Source organism: Kineococcus haloalkalitolerans, from assembly GCF_050871905.1.
GTDB lineage: Bacteria > Actinomycetota > Actinomycetes > Actinomycetales > Kineococcaceae > Kineococcus.
On the sequence record NZ_JBJLSH010000001.1, the window covers coordinates 49,164 to 64,150 of the forward strand.

The 14,987-nt window shown below is 76.7% G+C and carries 15 protein-coding genes; 3 read left to right on the forward strand and 12 right to left on the reverse strand.

Features of this window, described 5'->3' with window-relative positions:
- Positions 1 to 16: 16 nt before the first annotated feature.
- The 5 genes from ACRYMY_RS00225 to ACRYMY_RS00245 all read right to left on the reverse strand — a co-directional run bounded on the left by ACRYMY_RS00225 (position 17) and on the right by ACRYMY_RS00245 (position 4,949).
- On the reverse strand, positions 17 to 394 hold the full coding sequence (locus ACRYMY_RS00225) for a nuclear transport factor 2-like protein (RefSeq protein WP_432545249.1): 378 nt from the start codon (positions 392 to 394) through the stop codon (positions 17 to 19).
- Between the two features lie 80 nt (positions 395 to 474).
- A complete protein-coding gene (locus ACRYMY_RS00230; RefSeq protein WP_432545250.1) occupies positions 475 to 1,491 on the reverse strand; it encodes an NADPH:quinone reductase in 1,017 nt (338 codons plus the stop codon).
- Between the two features lie 24 nt (positions 1,492 to 1,515).
- Positions 1,516 to 2,607, reverse strand: a complete 1,092-nt coding sequence (locus ACRYMY_RS00235; RefSeq protein WP_432545251.1) for a hemolysin family protein — start codon at positions 2,605 to 2,607, stop codon at positions 1,516 to 1,518.
- Complete coding sequence (locus tag ACRYMY_RS00240; RefSeq protein WP_432545252.1) at positions 2,604 to 3,974, reverse strand: hemolysin family protein; 1,371 nt, start codon at positions 3,972 to 3,974, stop codon at positions 2,604 to 2,606. Before ACRYMY_RS00240 ends, ACRYMY_RS00235 begins: the two co-directional genes overlap by 4 nt.
- A gap of 330 nt (positions 3,975 to 4,304) precedes the next feature.
- Positions 4,305 to 4,949 (reverse strand): M15 family metallopeptidase, encoded by a 645-nt coding sequence (locus ACRYMY_RS00245; RefSeq protein ID WP_432545253.1) that lies wholly within the window; start codon positions 4,947 to 4,949, stop codon positions 4,305 to 4,307.
- Between the two features lie 269 nt (positions 4,950 to 5,218).
- On the opposite strand from ACRYMY_RS00245, the gene ACRYMY_RS00250 reads away from it, so the two are divergent.
- Entirely contained in the window at positions 5,219 to 5,647 is a 429-nt protein-coding gene (locus ACRYMY_RS00250) for an SAM-dependent methyltransferase (protein ID WP_432545254.1), read from the forward strand.
- Positions 5,648 to 5,654: 7 nt separating this feature from the next.
- On the opposite strand, the gene ACRYMY_RS00255 is transcribed toward ACRYMY_RS00250, so the two are convergent.
- The 4 genes from ACRYMY_RS00255 to dnaK form a co-directional block, all read right to left on the reverse strand.
- Entirely contained in the window at positions 5,655 to 6,023 is a 369-nt protein-coding gene (locus tag ACRYMY_RS00255; protein WP_373694993.1) for a heat shock protein transcriptional repressor HspR, read from the reverse strand.
- Between the two features lie 133 nt (positions 6,024 to 6,156).
- On the reverse strand, positions 6,157 to 7,215 hold the full coding sequence (locus ACRYMY_RS00260; protein WP_432545255.1) for a DnaJ C-terminal domain-containing protein: 1,059 nt from the start codon (positions 7,213 to 7,215) through the stop codon (positions 6,157 to 6,159).
- Between the two features lie 43 nt (positions 7,216 to 7,258).
- The gene (gene grpE / locus ACRYMY_RS00265; RefSeq protein ID WP_432545256.1) at positions 7,259 to 7,894 is read right to left on the reverse strand and encodes a nucleotide exchange factor GrpE; all 636 of its coding nucleotides are present in this window, start codon (positions 7,892 to 7,894) and stop codon (positions 7,259 to 7,261) included.
- Entirely contained in the window at positions 7,894 to 9,774 is a 1,881-nt protein-coding gene (gene dnaK, locus ACRYMY_RS00270) for a molecular chaperone DnaK (RefSeq protein WP_432545257.1), read from the reverse strand. Before dnaK ends, grpE begins: the two co-directional genes overlap by 1 nt.
- 213 nt (positions 9,775 to 9,987) lie before the next feature.
- Between dnaK and ACRYMY_RS00275 the strand changes: the two genes are divergently transcribed.
- Both ACRYMY_RS00275 and ACRYMY_RS00280 read left to right on the forward strand, forming a co-directional pair.
- The gene (locus ACRYMY_RS00275; protein WP_432545258.1) at positions 9,988 to 11,097 is read left to right on the forward strand and encodes a DUF3616 domain-containing protein; all 1,110 of its coding nucleotides are present in this window, start codon (positions 9,988 to 9,990) and stop codon (positions 11,095 to 11,097) included.
- 55 nt (positions 11,098 to 11,152) lie between these two features.
- A complete protein-coding gene (locus ACRYMY_RS00280) occupies positions 11,153 to 11,920 on the forward strand; it encodes a hypothetical protein (RefSeq protein ID WP_432545259.1) in 768 nt (255 codons plus the stop codon).
- 33 nt (positions 11,921 to 11,953) lie between these two features.
- Here ACRYMY_RS00280 and ACRYMY_RS00285 read toward each other — a convergent pair whose 3' ends face one another.
- The 3 genes from ACRYMY_RS00285 to ACRYMY_RS00295 are packed head-to-tail and all read right to left on the reverse strand — an operon-like array spanning position 11,954 to position 14,953.
- Positions 11,954 to 12,727 carry an energy-coupling factor transporter transmembrane component T family protein gene (locus ACRYMY_RS00285; protein ID WP_432545260.1) on the reverse strand — a complete coding sequence of 258 codons (774 nt, stop codon included), beginning with the start codon at positions 12,725 to 12,727 and terminating at the stop codon, positions 11,954 to 11,956.
- Positions 12,724 to 14,304, reverse strand: coding sequence for an ATP-binding cassette domain-containing protein (locus ACRYMY_RS00290; RefSeq protein WP_432545261.1), 1,581 nt, complete (start codon positions 14,302 to 14,304; stop codon positions 12,724 to 12,726). The genes ACRYMY_RS00285 and ACRYMY_RS00290 overlap by 4 nt, the downstream gene beginning before the upstream one ends.
- Entirely contained in the window at positions 14,297 to 14,953 is a 657-nt protein-coding gene (locus ACRYMY_RS00295) for an ECF transporter S component (protein WP_432545262.1), read from the reverse strand. Before ACRYMY_RS00295 ends, ACRYMY_RS00290 begins: the two co-directional genes overlap by 8 nt.
- Positions 14,954 to 14,987: the final 34 nt, after the last annotated feature.

The window sequence follows — 14,987 nt, forward strand, 5'->3', positions numbered from 1 at the left end:
CGAGCCGGTGCGCCCGTCACGTGCCGTCGAGCGGGCGGAAGCCGGCGCACATCACCCGCAACCAGGTGATCCGGCCGCCGGTGACCGTCAGGTACGCCTGCTGGTCCACCAGGTGCGGGCGCCCACCGGAGGTGACGCGCAGGCGGTAGCCGACGCGCTCGGCCCCCGGCAGGGCGGCGGTCTGGACCTCCTCCACGCTGGTGACGACGTCCCCGTCGTCGAACCACTGCGCCAGCGCCGCGACGACGTCGTCGGGGCCGGTGCCCTCCCAGAACCGGCGAGGGGTCATGGCGCGGAAGTCCACCGCGGGGTCCAGCAGGGCGCGCAGGCGCTCGTGGTCCTTGGCGGCGACCGCCTCGACGAGCAGGTGGCCGTGCAGCGGTGCGGTGCTCACGGGTGCCCCCCTGTCGACGGTGGCCGGACGGTACTCCCGCCCGGCCCCCGCCGACAGCCCCCGCGGGCGCTCCCCGAGGCTCAGCCGACGTCCACCAGCACCTTGCCGACGGCGCCGGCCTCCACGGCCGCGTGCGCGTCGGCGGTGCGCTCCAGCGGGAAGCGGTGCAGCGGCAGGCCGTGCTCCTCGCCCACCGGCAGCGCACCGTCGCGCAGCGCCGCGGTCACGTCCTGCACGGCGGCGTCCAGCGCGTCCTGCCCGACGGTGTAGAGCAGCACGAACTGCAGCCGCAGGTTGGTGACCATCCCGGCGCGCACGTCGAGGCTGACGACGTGGCCGCCGTCGTTGGCGTAGACGGCGACGGTGCCGCGGGGGCGCAGCACCGCCAGGTCGTGCTCGAGGTTCGCCGCGGGCGCCACCTCCACGACGAGGTCGACGCCGTCGGGGGCGACCTCGCGCACGGCCGCCGGCACGTCCTGCTCGCGGTAGTCCACGACGTGGTGGGCGCCGGCCGCGCGCGCCAGCGCCGCCTTCGCGTCGGAGCTGACGGTGGTGACGACGGTCGCGCCGGCCCAGCGGGCCAGCTGCACGGCGGCGTGCCCGACGGCGCCCGCCCCGCCGGCCACGAGGACGGTGCGCCCGGCCAGCGACCCCGGCGCGAGCCGGGCGGGCAGGTCCTCGGCGACGGTGAGCGCGCGGTGCGCGGTGATCGCCGGCACCCCCAGGCTGGCGCCGACGTCGAAGCTCACGCCCTCCGGCAGCGGCACGACCCGCTCGGCCGGCAGGACGGTGACCTGCTGGGCGGTGCCGGTGGGCCGCTGGTGCTGGGCCAGGTGCACCCACACCCGGTCGCCGACCGCGAGGCCCTCGACCCCGGGGCCGAGGGCGTCCACGGTGCCCGCGCCGTCCTGGCCGGGCACGACGTCCCCGTCCACGGCCGACAGGCCGCCCCCTCGGCGCGACTTCCAGTCCGTCGGGTTGACGCCGGCCACGGCCAGGCGCACCCGCACCTCCGCCGGCCCGGGGTCCGGCACCTCCCGGTCGACGACCTGCAGGACCTCGGGGCCACCCGTCTCGCGGTACACGACGCTCTTCACGCCGTGCGGCAACCGGTGCGGGTCTCAGGCTGTTCCGCGCCCCGGCCGGCCGGGACCGCGGCCCGCCGGGGAGGCGCCCGCGGAGGCGGCGCCGACGACCTCGCCGACCAGCTCCTCCAGGACGTCCTCCAGCACGGCCACACCCACGACCTCGTCGGTCGCCGTGTCCACCACGCGGGTCATGTGCGCCCCGCGGCGCTGCATCGCGGTGAGCACCCCCTGCAGGTCCTGGTCCGCCGCGACGGTCGCCAGGGGCCGCACCCGGCGCGCGGGCACCGGCTCGCCGACGCGGTCGTCGGGGACGTCGAGCAGGTCCTTCAGGTGCACGTAGCCGACGAGGTCGCCGGAGGCGTCGGCCACGGGGAAGCGCGAGTAGCCCGTGCGCGCGCACAGGTCCTCCAGCTGCGCGACCGTGACGTCCGGGGACACCGTGACGAGGGTGTCGCGCGGCAGCAGCACCCGGCCCGCGTCGGCGTCGCCGAAGCGCAGCGAGCGGGTCAGCAGCTGGTGCTCCTGCTCGTCCAGCAGCCCCTCGCGCCGCGACTCGGCCAGGAAGCCCTCGACCTCCTCGGCGGTGAAGGTGGAGGACACCTCCTCCTGCGGTTCGACCCGCAGCAGCTTCAGCACGGCGTTGGCGACCAGGTTGAGGAACCAGATGAGCGGCTTGAGGACCGTCACCACCCCGTACAGCACCGGGCCGAGGACGAGCGCCGAGCGCTCCGGCCCGGCGATGGCGATGTTCTTGGGGACCATCTCGCCCAGGACCATGTGCAGCGTCACCACGACGGCCAGCGCGATGGCGAAGGAGATCGGGTGGACGAGCCCCTCGGGCACCCCGAGTGCCGCGAACACGGGCTCCAGCAGGTGCGCGACGGCCGGCTCGCCCACGGCGCCCAGGCCCAGCGAGCACATCGTGATGCCCAGCTGGGCGCCGGCCATCATCAGCGACACCCGCTCCATGCCGCGCAGCGTCCAGCGCGCCGCGCGCGAGCCCTCGGCCGCGCGCGGCTCGATCTGGGTGCGCCGGGCGGAGATGAGCGCGAACTCGGCACCGACGAAGAAGGCGTTGCCGATCAGCAGCAGGACGGCGACCCCGACGGCCGCGGCGTCGCTCACGCCCCCTCCCCCGGCTCTCGGTCGGTGAGACGGGTCAGCAGCAGCCGGTCGGCGCGGTGGCCGTCCAGCCGCGTCACGCGCAGGTTGGCGGTCACGGTGGCGGGCACCCCGTCCTCGTCCGTCTCGCGCACGTCGCGCGCCTCGAGCACCACCTCGTCGGCCACCTCCGGCAGGCGCCCCAGGCGCTCGGTGAGCAGGCCGCCGAGGGTGTCGGTCTCCTCGGACTCCGGCAGCTGCAGCCCGGTGACGTCCTCGACCTCGTCGGGGCGCAGCAGGCCCGACAGGGACCACCCGCCGCCGGGCAGCTCGCGGACGCGGCCCAGCGGCCGGTCCTGCTCGTCGTCGATCTCGCCGACGATCTCCTCGACGAGGTCCTCCAGCGTGATGACCCCGTCGGTGCCGCCGTACTCGTCGACGACGACGGCCATCTGCAGCCCGGTGCCGCGCAGCACCCCGAGCAGCGGGTCCAGCTCCATGGTGGCCGGCACGGCGGGCAGCTCCTGCACGACGTCGCGGACCGCCGTGGTGGCCCGCCGCGCGCGCGGCACGGCGATTGCGTCCTTGAAGTGGACGACGCCGACCACGTCGTCCACGCTCTCCCCCAGCACGGGGTAGCGGGAGTGCCCGGTGCGCGCGGCCAGCGCCAGGACCTCCGCGACGCTCTGCTCGGCGTCGACGAACCGCACCCGCGGGCGGGGGGTCATGGCGTCGGCCGCCCGGCGGTCGCCGAACTCGATGGAGCGGGTCAGCAGGTCCGCCACCGTCTGCTCCAGGGTGCCGCGCTGCGCGGAGCGTGCCGCGGCCGAGGCCAGCTCCGCCGGCCCGCGGGCGCTGGCCAGCTCCTCCGACGGCTCGATCCCCAGCGCGCGCAGGACCCGGTTGGCCATGCCGTTGAGCAGGCGGATCAGCGGCCCGGCCACGAGGGTGAAGCCGCGCTGGGCGCCCTGGACGGCGCGGCCCACCCGCAGCGGCTCGGCGATGGCCCAGTTCTTGGGGACCAGCTCGCCGAAGACCATCTGGGTGCCGGTGGCGATCGCGAAGGCGAGGCCGAACGAGACGGCGGTGCTCGTGCCCTCCGGCAGGCCGGTGGCCTCGACCGGCCCGCGCAGCAGCGCGGCGATCGACGGCTCGGCGATGAAGCCGACGACGAGCGAGGTCACGGTGATGCCGAGCTGCGCGCCGGACAGCTGGGTGGACAGGGTCCGCAGCGCGCTCTGCACGCCCCGCGCCCGCCGGTCCCCGTCCCCGGCCGCCTTCTCGACGGTGGGCCGGTCCACGGTGACGAGGGCGAACTCGGCGGCGACGAACAGGGCGTTGGCGGCGATGAGGAGCACCACGCACCCGAGGAGCAGCCACTCGGTCGTCACGCGGGCCGCCCGCTACTTGAGGGGTCCATGCCGGTGATCGTAGGGGCGGGCCGACGGCCCGGCGACCCGTCGCGGGGCCGTCCGGGGCCCTCGTGTGGCGGTCGCGGCGGCTGTGTCGTTCAACCGCCGCGACCTGCGGCCGGGTCCCCGTCGCCCTGGTGCTCCAGGCGCCGGGGGAACCGCTCGCAGGACCAGTGGAGCACCGCGCGGCCCTCCGCGGGGGGTGTTCGCCCGGGTCGACCTCGTCGGCGCAGCACCTCCACGCACCGGACACGCCTTCTACCGGGCTGTCAGCAGGTGAGGACGTGCCGATGTCAGGACACGACTCGATCAGGAGGTGAACGTCCAGTGCCAGGACTCGCGGGGCACGTTCTCGGTGAACCCGAAGCGCGCGGCGTTGGCGCGCATCCACGTCAGGGCGCGCCCGTCCAGGTCGAGGTCCAGGCTCAGGCCCCAGCCGTGCTCGCTGGTGCCCGGCCGGGCGGCCAGGCCGCCCTGGGAGTACAGGCCCTTGCGGCGGGCGAGGTCGACCTGCTGGTCGTAGGAGCGGTAGGAGTCGGTGACGCCGAACGTCACGCCGTCGCGGGCGGCGGCCGCCTCCAGGCGGCCGAAGGCCTGCGCGGCGGGCGACCACATCGCGTGCTTGCCGCGGCCGATGGTCTGCAGGGCGCTCGCCGGGACCCTGCCGTTGCCGTGCGCGGCCAGCTCCAGGGGGACGCCGTCGGCGCGGCGCAGGTGGGTGGTGCTGGGGGTGCCGGTCGTCGCGCCGGTGGTCGCGCCGGTGGCGACGGCACCGGCCAGGGTGGCGGCGAAGGTCCCGCCCGTGACCCCGTTCGCGCCGGTGAGGCCCGCGGTCGCCGACGTGGAGGACGCGGTGGTCGGGACGGCGACCCGGACGACCGGTGCCGGGCTGAGCGAGGCGATGCGCGCCTGGATGTCCGCGATGCGCGACGTCACGCTGCTGATGCCCTCCACGCGCCCTCCTCCGGTGCCGTCACCCGACCGGCCCACCCGGTCGCCCCTCCTCATCGACACCCCGCGCGCCCTCCTGAACCCCACCCCGCCGCGTCACGTCCGCGTCACCTCTCCCCCTTCCCCGTGATCGTGCGGGGACTCCCAGCACGATCACGGTGATCGTGGATGTGCGAGTGCTCGCCCATCCTCGATCACGGCGGAGAGGAGACCAGCGGAGGCGATCCTGCGCGGGGGTACCGCGGGGAGGGGTGCGGGGCTAGCGTCGGAGGGTGCCGGGGAGGCTGTCGCCGCGGCTGGCCGCGGTCGTGGACGCGCTGCCGCTCGCCCCGGGCGCCCGGGTGCTGGAGATCGGCTGCGGCCCGGGCGCCGCGGCCCGGGAGATCGCCCGGCGGCTGGAGGGCGGGCACGTCGTCGCGCTCGACCGCTCGCCGGCCGCGGTGGCGCTGGCCCGCGCGGGCGGGGCGGCGGAGATCGCCGCCGGACGTCTGTCGGTGCGGCTGGGCGAGGCGGAGACCTTCGCCCTCGAGCCGGGCGAGCCGCCGTTCGACCTCGTGCTCGCCGTGCGCGTCGGCGCCCTCGACGGCCGCCACCCCGAGGCCGGACGCCGGGTCCTGGCGAACCTGCGCACGGTGCTGGCCCCGGGCGCTCGCGTCCTCGTCGACGGCGGCGACCCGCTGCGCGAGCTCGTCCTGCCCTGAGGGGGTGTCAGGCGCGGCGGTCGGGGCGCCAGACCACCAGGGCGGTGGAGCGCGCCGGCGAGGGGGGCCGCTTGCCCACGGGGGTGGCGACGATGTCGCCGGCCATGCCGGCGGCGAAGATGCGGCGGGCCTGCTGGCGCACGAGGTCGATCTCGGCCTCCAGCTCCTCCACGCGCCGGCCCAGGGCGGTCACCTGGTTCTCCAGGTCGAGGATGCGCTTGATGCCGGCGAGGTTGACGCCGTCCTCCTGCGACAGCCGCTGCACCTCGCGCAGCTGGGCGATGTCGCGCGCGGAGTAGCGCCGTCCCCGCCCGGGTGCGCGGCGCGGCGAGACAAGGCCCAGGCGGTCGTACTGCCGCAGCGTCTGCGGGTGCATGCCCGCGAGCTCCGCGGCCACCGAGATGACGAACACCGCCGCGTCGTCGTCGTACACCGGACTCCCCCTCCCACCTCGTCACGTGCTGCGCCGCGGTCCCGCCGGGTCCACCCGGCGGGACCGCGGCCGGGGTTCAGCGGCGCGCCCGCTCGGCCAGCCCGGCGCGCGGGTCCTCGCCCGCGGTCGCCTTCGCGAACGCCTCGACGGCCTCGCGCACGGCACCGTCCACGCGCTGCGGGACGACGACCTCCACGGTGACCAGCAGGTCGCCCGCCGGGTCGTCGCTGCGCGCGCCCTGCACGCCGCGCCCCTTCAGGCGCAGCGACCGGCCCGACGGGGTGCCCGCCGGGACCTTCACCCGCACGCCGGCCCCGTCGAGGGTGGGCACGTCCACGGTCGCGCCGAGGACGGCCTCGTCGAAGGAGACCGGCAGCGTCATGCGCAGGTCGTCGCCGTCCCGGCGGAACACCGGGTGCGGCTCGACGTGCACGGTGACCAGCAGGTCGCCCGCGGGCGTCCCGCCGGGCCCGGGCAGGCCCTTGCCGCGCAGGCGGACCTTCTGCCCGTCGCGGACCCCGCGGGGCAGGCGCGCGTTGACGGTGCGCGCCGGCCCGCCGCGCGGGTCGGGCACGCGCAGCGACACGGTCGCCCCGGTGAGGGCGTCGCGGAAGGACACCCGCGCCGAGGCGTCGAGGTCCTGCCCGCGCGACGCCGTCGTGGGCCCGCCGAAACCCGGCCCGCCGAAACCGGGGCCGCCGGCCTGCCCGAACAGCCCGCCGAGCAGGTCCTCGAAACCCGCACCGCCGGCCGGACCGCCGGCGCCGGGCGTGCCGAACCGGACGCCGCCGGGGCCGCGGGCCCCCGCGCCGGCCTGCCCGAACAGCCCGCCGAGCAGGTCCTCGAAACCCGCACCGCCCGGACCGCCCGCCCCCGGCGAGGAGAACCGCGCGCCACCGCCGACCATCGCGCGGATGCCGTCGTACTGGCGGCGCTGCTCGGGGTCGGACAGGACCGCGTAGGCCTCCCCGACCTCCTTGAAGCGCTGCTCGGCGCTGGCGTCACCGGGGTTGGCGTCGGGGTGCAGGGTCCGCGCCTTCTTGCGGTACGCCTTCTTGATCTCGGCGGCGTCGGCGTCGTGGGAGACGCCCAGCACGGCGTAGAAGTCCTTCTCCGCCCACTCCTGCATGCTCACGCGGAACCCTCCTCCCCCGTCCTCGCCGGAACGGTGCTCCGGGTCACTGCGGGTCGGCCACCGCGACGCGGGCCGGCCGCAGGACCTTCTCGCCGATCCGGTAACCGGGCTGGAGCACCTGCACGCACGTGGCCACCTCGTACTCGTCGGAGTGGCTGTGCATCAGGGCCTCGTGGACCATCGGGTCGAACGGCTCGCCGTTCTCCCCGTAGCGGGCCAGGCCGAAGCGCCCGAGGGTCGCCTCGAGCTTGTCGGCGATGGCCGCGAACGGGCCGGTGAGGTCGCCGTGCTGACGCGCCAGGTGCACGTCGTCCAGCACCGGCAGCAGCGCTTCGGCCAGGTTCGCCACCGCCGCGTCCTTGGCGACGTCGCGGTCCCGGTCCACGCGCTTGCGGTAGTTCGCGTACTCGGCGTTCAGCCGCTGCAGCTGCTCCAGCCGGTCGCTCGCGAGCGCCTGCGCCTCGGCCAGCTCGGCCGAGCCGCCCGCCGCGGCGGGCGCCTCGGCAGAGGTCCCGGCGGCGGTCCCGGCGTCCGGGCCGGCCGGGGCGTCCTGCCCCGGCTGGTCCGGCTGCGCGTCGGGCTCGGGCCGCACCTGCCCGGTCTCGGGGTCGATGCGGCGGCGGTCGCGGACGACGGTGGGCTCGGTGCGCTCTGCGCGCTCGGCGTGCTCCTCCGCCATCACTTGTCCTTCTCGTCGTCGACGACCTCGGCGTCCACGACGTCGTCGTCGGCGGGCTTGGAGAAGTCCGGGCCACCGGTCGTGGAACCGGCGTCACCGGTCGCACCGGCGCCGGCCGCGCCCTCGGACTGCGCCGCGTACATGGCCGAGCCGAGCTTCTGGCTGGCCTGCGCGACGGCCTCCGTCTTGGCCTTGATCTCGGCCGCGTCGGTGCCGTTCAGGGCGCTCTTGAGCTCCGCGACGGCCTTCTCGGTCTCCTCGCGGCCCTCGGCGGGCAGCTTGTCCGCGTTGTCGGCGAGGAACTTCTCCGTCTGGTAGACGAGGCTCTCGGCCTGGTTGCGGGCCTCGGCCTCCTCGCGGCGCTGCTTGTCCTCGTTCGCGTGGGTCTCGGCGTCCTTGACCATCCGCTCGATGTCCTCCTTCGACAGCGCGCTGCCGCCGGAGATGGTCATCGACTGCTCCTTGCCGGTGCCGCGGTCCTTGGCGGACACGTGGACGATGCCGTTGGCGTCGATGTCGAAGGTGACCTCGACCTGCGGCACGCCGCGCGGCGCGGGCGCGATGCCGGTCAGCTCGAACGTGCCCAGCGGCTTGTTGTCGCGGGCCAGCTCGCGCTCGCCCTGGAACACCTGGATGAGCACGGACGGCTGGTTGTCGTCGGCGGTGGTGAACACCTCCGAGCGCTTGGTCGGGATCGCCGTGTTGCGCTCGATGAGCTTGGTCATGATCCCGCCCTTGGTCTCGATGCCCAGGGACAGCGGGGTGACGTCGATGAGCAGGACGTCCTTGCGCTCGCCCTTGAGGACGCCGGCCTGCAGGGCGGCGCCGACGGCGACGACCTCGTCCGGGTTCACGCCCTTGTTGGGCTCGCGGCCGCCGGTCAGCTCCTTGACGACGTTCGTCACGGCCGGCATGCGGGTGGAACCGCCGACGAGCACGACGTGGTCGATGTCGGAGAGCTTGACGTCGGCGTCCTTGATGACCGAGTGGAACGGCGCCTTGGTCCGGTCGATGAGGTCCTGCGTCATCTGCTCGAACTGGGCGCGGGTCAGCTGCTCGTCCAGGTGGACGGGGCCGTTCTCCGTCATCGACAGGTACTGCAGCGAGATGTTGGTGCTGGTGGAGCTGGACAGCTCCTTCTTGGCCTGCTCGGCGGACTCGCGCAGGCGCTGCATGGCGATCTTGTCCTTGGACAGGTCGATGCCGTAGCTGCCCTGGACCTTCTTCAGCAGGTGGTCCACGACGCGCTGGTCCCAGTCGTCGCCGCCGAGGTGGTTGTCGCCGGAGGTGGCGCGCACCTGGATGGTGGAGAAGCCGTCCTCGTCCTTGCCGACCTCCAGGAGGGACACGTCGAACGTGCCGCCGCCGAGGTCGAAGACGAGGATGAGCTCGTCCTCCTTGCCCTTGTCCAGGCCGTAGGCGAGCGCGGCCGCGGTGGGCTCGTTGATGATGCGCAGGACGTTCATGCCGGCGATCTCGCCGGCCTCCTTGGTGGCCTGGCGCTGGGCGTCGGAGAAGTACGCCGGGACGGTGATGACGGCGTCGGTGACGGCCTCGCCGAGGTAGCTCTCCGCGTCGCGCTTGAGCTTCTGCAGGACGCGGGCGCTGATCTCCTGCGGGGTGTACTTCTTGTCGTCGATCGCGACGTTCCAGTCCGTGCCGACGTGCCGCTTGACGGAGCGGATGGTCCGCTCGACGTTCGTCACGGCCTGGCGCTTGGCGATCTCGCCGACCAGGACCTCGCCGTTCTTGGCGAAGGCGACGACCGAGGGGGTCGTCCGCCCGCCCTCGGCGTTCGCGATGACGGTGGGCTCGCCGCCCTCCAGGACCGCGACCACGGAGTTGGTGGTACCGAGGTCGATGCCGACCGCACGTGCCATGGGAGATGCCCCTCCTGAACTGTTGCCGAGCTGTTGAGTGCTTCCCGCTCAAGTCTGCAGGCGTCGGCCGAGCTGTCAAGCCGGGCACCAGCAACCTTGAGCCCACCCTGCTCAACCACCGGCCCGCTCCCCGTGTTCCCGGGCTCGGGACCACCCGTCCGGCCGCCGCCGCGCGGGTGGGGAACCGGCGACGAGCACAGGCGTTCACCCGTCGTGACCTCCCGACCCGCGCGGCGGGTGCCGCTGCTGTTCACCGAGGAGTCCCGCGCCGGGGACACCCACGTCAACCTCTCCGCCGTGCGCCACGACGGCGACCACCTGTGGGTGGCCGGCGACGAGACGGCGACCGTCGAGCGGCTCACCGCCCACGTGGAGGACGGCGCCGTCGTCCGCTACGACCGGCAGGTCACCGTCGCGCTCGGCGACCTCGTCGACCTGCCGGCCGGCTCGGACGAGGAGGCCGACGTGGAGGGTCTGGCGCGGGCCGGCGACCACCTGTGGGCGGTCGGCTCGCACAGCCTCAAGCGCAAGCGGATCCGCGACCGCGACCGCGACGCCAAGGCGCGCAAGCGGCTGCGCACCGTGGTCCGCGAGGAGAACCGCTACGTCGTCGTCCGCCTGCCGGTCGACCCGGCGACCGGCCTGCCCGCCCGCGAGGTCCACCGGGACGGGGAGGTCCTGACGTCGGCCGTGCTCGCCGGCGACGACGCGCTGACCGAGCTCCTGGCCGACGACGACCTCCTCGCGCCGTTCACGGCGATCCCGTCGAAGGACAACGGCGTGGACGTGGAGGGCGTCGCCGTCCACCTCACCGCCGACGGGGAGCTGCGGCTCTACCTCGGCTTCCGCGGGCCGGTGCTGCGCGGGTGGGCGGTGCTCCTCGAGACCCGCCCGGTCACCCACCCGGAGGACCCGCACCGGCTGGAGCTGGGGAAGTTCAGCGACGGGGAGACCGGCAGCGCCCGCTACCGGCTGCACCTGCTGGACCTCGGCGGCCTCGGGATCCGCGACCTGTGCCCCGACGGCGACGACCTGCTCGTGCTCGCCGGCCCGTCGATGAGCCTGTCCGGCCCCGTGCGCGTGCACCGCTGGACCGGTGCCGCCCGCACCGACGCCGCCGACGTCGTGCGCGCCGACCAGCTGCCCGTGGAGCTGGAGCTGCCGCACGGCGACGGCGTGGACCACCCCGAGGGCATCGCCCTCGTGCCGGCGCGCGCTCCCGGCGGGCGGCCGCAGCTGCTGGTCGTCCTGGACTCCCCCGCCCCGGACCGGCACGTGCCCGGCGGGATGCTCGCCGACGTCCACGACCTGCCCGGGCGGTGAGCGGCCGGTGACCCGGCGGGTGCAACGCGCCGCGCCCGCGCGGCGTCGTAGGGGTGTGCGACGGACCACCAGCCCCTCCCCCACCACGGCCCGGCGCGGGAGCGTCCTCGCGGGCGCGCTGCTGGGCGCCCTGGCGCTCGCGGCGTGCGGCACCGACGCCGGGGCCGGCGACGACCCGGCCACCGTGACCGCCCCGCCGCCGGCGATCACCGACGGCCCGGCGACCCCGTCGCCGCCCGGCGCGGGCCCCGCTCTGCCCGCCCCCGTCGACGGGACCGCCACCCGCCTGCTCGACGCGCTGGCCGCGCAGGACAGCGCCGCGGCCTGGGCCGAGCTCGCCGAGCCGGCGCGCACCGCCTGGGGCGGCGAGGACGCCTTCGCGCAGCAGGCCAGCGCCTACGCCGAGGGGCTGGCGGCCTTCGCCGACGCCGAGCGCACCTGGTTCCCGCTGGGCGAGGACCGCGGGGTGCTGCTGCTGCGCGGGCAGGTCGAGCGCGAGGGCCTGACCGAGCAGGACGTCTTCCCGCTCGTCCTGGACGGCGTGGCCGCGGACGGCGGGGACGGCGCGGGTGCCGTGCTGCTGCCGCCGGCGTGGCCGGTGGGCGTCGAGCTGGAGGACCCGGCCGGCCTGGTGGCGTTCGCCCCGGCGGCCTCGACGGTCACCGTCCTCGTCGACGGCGCCGTCGTCACCGCGCAGGAGGAGCCGGCCGACGGGGACCGCACCCGCGTCAGCGCCCCCGTGCCGGCCGGCTCGCAGGTCGTCGTGGTGGCCGCCGAGCCCGCGACGGGCCCGCCCGTCGCCGCGGCCGCCCTGCTGCGCTGACCGCCCCGGTCCGCGGTGACCGCGGGCCGGGCCTCAGAGCGGGGTCAGGACCCGCAGCAGGACCGGGACGGCGACGACGGCCGTCCCGGCCACCAGCAGCACGGTGTCGGCCCGCCGCCAGGGGGCGGGCAGCGCCCAGGTGCGCCGCGACGCCCCGGCGAACCCGCGGGCGTCCATCGCGGTCGACGTGCGCCCGGCCCGGCGCACGGCGTCCACGAGCAGCCCGAACGACGTCGAGGCCGCCCACCGCACCGCCGACGCGGGACCGCGGCCCGGCCCGAGGCCGCGGGCGCGGCGGGCCCGGGACACCTCCTCCCAGGTGTCGCGCAGCGCGGTGAGCTGGCCGAGGGCGGCGACGGAGGCCACCACCGCCCGGGCCGGCCAGCGCAGCCGCTGGGCGAGGTGGTCACCGGCCTCGCTGGGGTCCAGCCAGGTGGTCAGCACCACCCCGGGCAGGACGAGGACGAGGATGCGCAGCACCGAGGCCAGGCCCGCGGCCACCGGGTCCTCGGCGTCGCCGAGCAGCCAGGCGGACCAGCCGACGCTCAGCGCGGCCACGGCCACCGGCACGAGCCGCGGCCACAGCTCGCGCCAGCGCCCGGCCGCCAGCGGCAGGCAGGCCAGCTGCACCGCCAGCGCGAGCGCCCCGACCCGCCAGTCGTCCACGGCCAGCGAGCCGGGCACCGCCAGCAGCGACACCGCCAGCAGCGACAGCGGCCCGCAGCGGCGCGCGGGCGGGCCGGGGCGGGCGGCGCGCAGCTGCGCGGCCGTGGGCGGGACGGTCCCCGCCGGTGCGGCGGCGCTCACGACACCACCCCGGCACGCGCCGCGGGGGCGGGCGCGGGCACGTCGCCGGGCGGGTCGCCCACCGGGTCGCGGTGCGCGGCGCGCCCACCGGCCAGGTGCGTGCGCCGGCCCGCGCACGCGGCCACGAGGGCCCGGTCGTGGGTGGCGACCCCCACCGCGGCGCCCTCGCGCGCCGCCGCGGCCAGCAGACCGCTCACGCACGCCCACGTCGCCCGGTCCTGCCCCACGCTCGGCTCGTCGGCCAGCAGGACGGCCGGGCCCGCCGCGAGCGCGGAGGCCAGCGCCAGGCGGCGCTGCTCGCCGCCCGAGAGCAGGTGGGGGTCGAGGTCGGCGCGCGGGGCCAGCCCGAGCAGCTCCAGCAGGGCGTCGGCGCGCTCGGTGGCGACGCCGACGGCCAGCGGGGTCGCGCGCACCTCGTCGCGGACGGTGGAGCGGACGAACCCGTGCTCGGGGTGCTGCGGCACCCACCCGACGCGGCGGGCCAGGTCCCGCGAGCGCCAGCGGCCGGGGTCGCGGCGCCCGCGCACGGCCAGGGCCGCCGCGGCCAGCACGGTGCCGGCGGTGGGGCGGGACAGCCCGCCCAGGACGCCGACGAGGGTGGACTTGCCGGCACCGCTGTCCCCGGTCAGGGCGGTGACCCGCCCGGCCTCGAGGCTCGCGTCGACGCCGTCGAGGACGACGACCACCTCGCGGCGGCCGGTGCCGCGGCGGGCGCGCTCGACCCGGACCCCGGTGGCGGTCACCGCGGGCCCGCCGGGCACGTCGAGCAGCGGGGCGACGAGCCCGGCGGGCACGTCGAGCTGGGCGGGCGCGGGCGCCCCGGGCACCCACAGCCCGTCGGCGAGCGGGGCGGGCAGCGCGCCCAGCACCGCGGCGGGGGCGCCGTCGGCGACGACGCGGCCGTCCGGCCCGAGCGCGACGACGCGGTCGACGACGTCCGCCCACGCGGCGAGGTCGTGGTCGACGACGACGAGGGTGCGCCCGGCGGCGGCGGCCAGCAGGGCGTCGCGCACCCGGCGGGCGGTGACGGGGTCGAGCATCGACGTCGGCTCGTCGAGCAGCAGCAGGCCGGGGCGCAGGGCGAGCGCCCCGGCGACGGCCAGGCGCTGCAGCTCACCGCCGGACAGCTCGGCGGTGGAGCGGTCGCGGCCGGCGCCGAAGGCCGCGGCGGCGTGGGCGGCGTCGACGCGGGCCCACACCTCCTCCCGCGGCAGGGCGAGATTCTCCGGCCCGAAGGCGGTGTCGCGCCCCGCGGTGGCGGCCACGACGGCGTCCACCGGGTCCTGCAGGAGCAGCCCCGCACGCCCGGGGGCGGCCGGGGCGCCGTCGAGCAGGACCCGGCCGCTGAGGACGTCGCCGTCCTCGTCCTCGTCGGCGACCCCCGCCAGGACCCGCAGCAGGGTGGACTTGCCGGCGCCGCTGGGGCCGACGAGCAGGACCTTCTCCCCGGCGGCCACGTCGAGGTCGACGTCGCGCAGGACGGCGACGCCGCCGGGGGCGAACGTCAGCCCGCGCACCTCGACGCGCACCGGCGCGGGCCCACCACCGGGCCCACCACCGGGCACGGCGTCAGGCACGGGCGCGGGCGCGGTGCTCGGCCCCGGCGGGGAAGCGCTGCAGCGCACCGGTGCGGGCCAGGGCGCGCACCAGCGCCCAGCCGCCGAGCCCGGCGACGACGGCGCCGGAGAGGGCGAACAGGCCGACGTAGGCGGCCTGCCAGGCCGGCGCCCACTCCCCGCCGTAGTAGACGACGTTCTCGTACAGGGCCTCCAGGACGCCGGCGAGGACGCCGCCGAGGACGGCGACGCCCAGGCTCCAGCGCCGCCACAGGAAGAGCGCCACGGCGATCTCGACGCCCAGGCCCTGGATCGCGCCGGAGACGAGGACCCCGGAGGCCCAGGCGCTGCCGAGGAGCATCTCGACGGTCGCGGCGAGCATCTCCGTGAGCAGCGCCGCGCCGGGGCGGCGGACGACGAGCGCGCCGACGACGGCGGGCAGCAGCCACACGCCGGACACGAGCCCGGCGGCGGGGCGGAAGGCCGCGAAGGCCGGGTCGATGACGTGGTAGAGCACGCCCCAGCCCCAGAAGACGACGCCGAAGGCGACGCCGAGGACGGCGGCGGTGACGAGGTCCACGCTGCGCCAGCGGCCCAGCGGCGCGCGGGCGAGGACGGTCCGGGACGTGGTGGACCCGGTGGGCTTGGCGGGTCCGGTGGTCTGGCTCACGAGGTTCCTCCTGGGTGCAGGAGGGGGACCCGTG

Coding starts and splice junctions, on each gene's coding strand:
- grpE (WP_432545256.1), bottom strand. CDS start 7,894: ATGGCGGAGGAGCACGCCGAGCGCGCAGAGCGCACCGAGCCCACCGTC.
- dnaK (WP_432545257.1), bottom strand. CDS start 9,774: ATGGCACGTGCGGTCGGCATCGACCTCGGTACCACCAACTCCGTGGTC.
- ACRYMY_RS00255 (WP_373694993.1), bottom strand. CDS start 6,023: ATGCACCCGCAGACGCTGCGGCAGTACGACCGCCTGGGCCTTGTCTCG.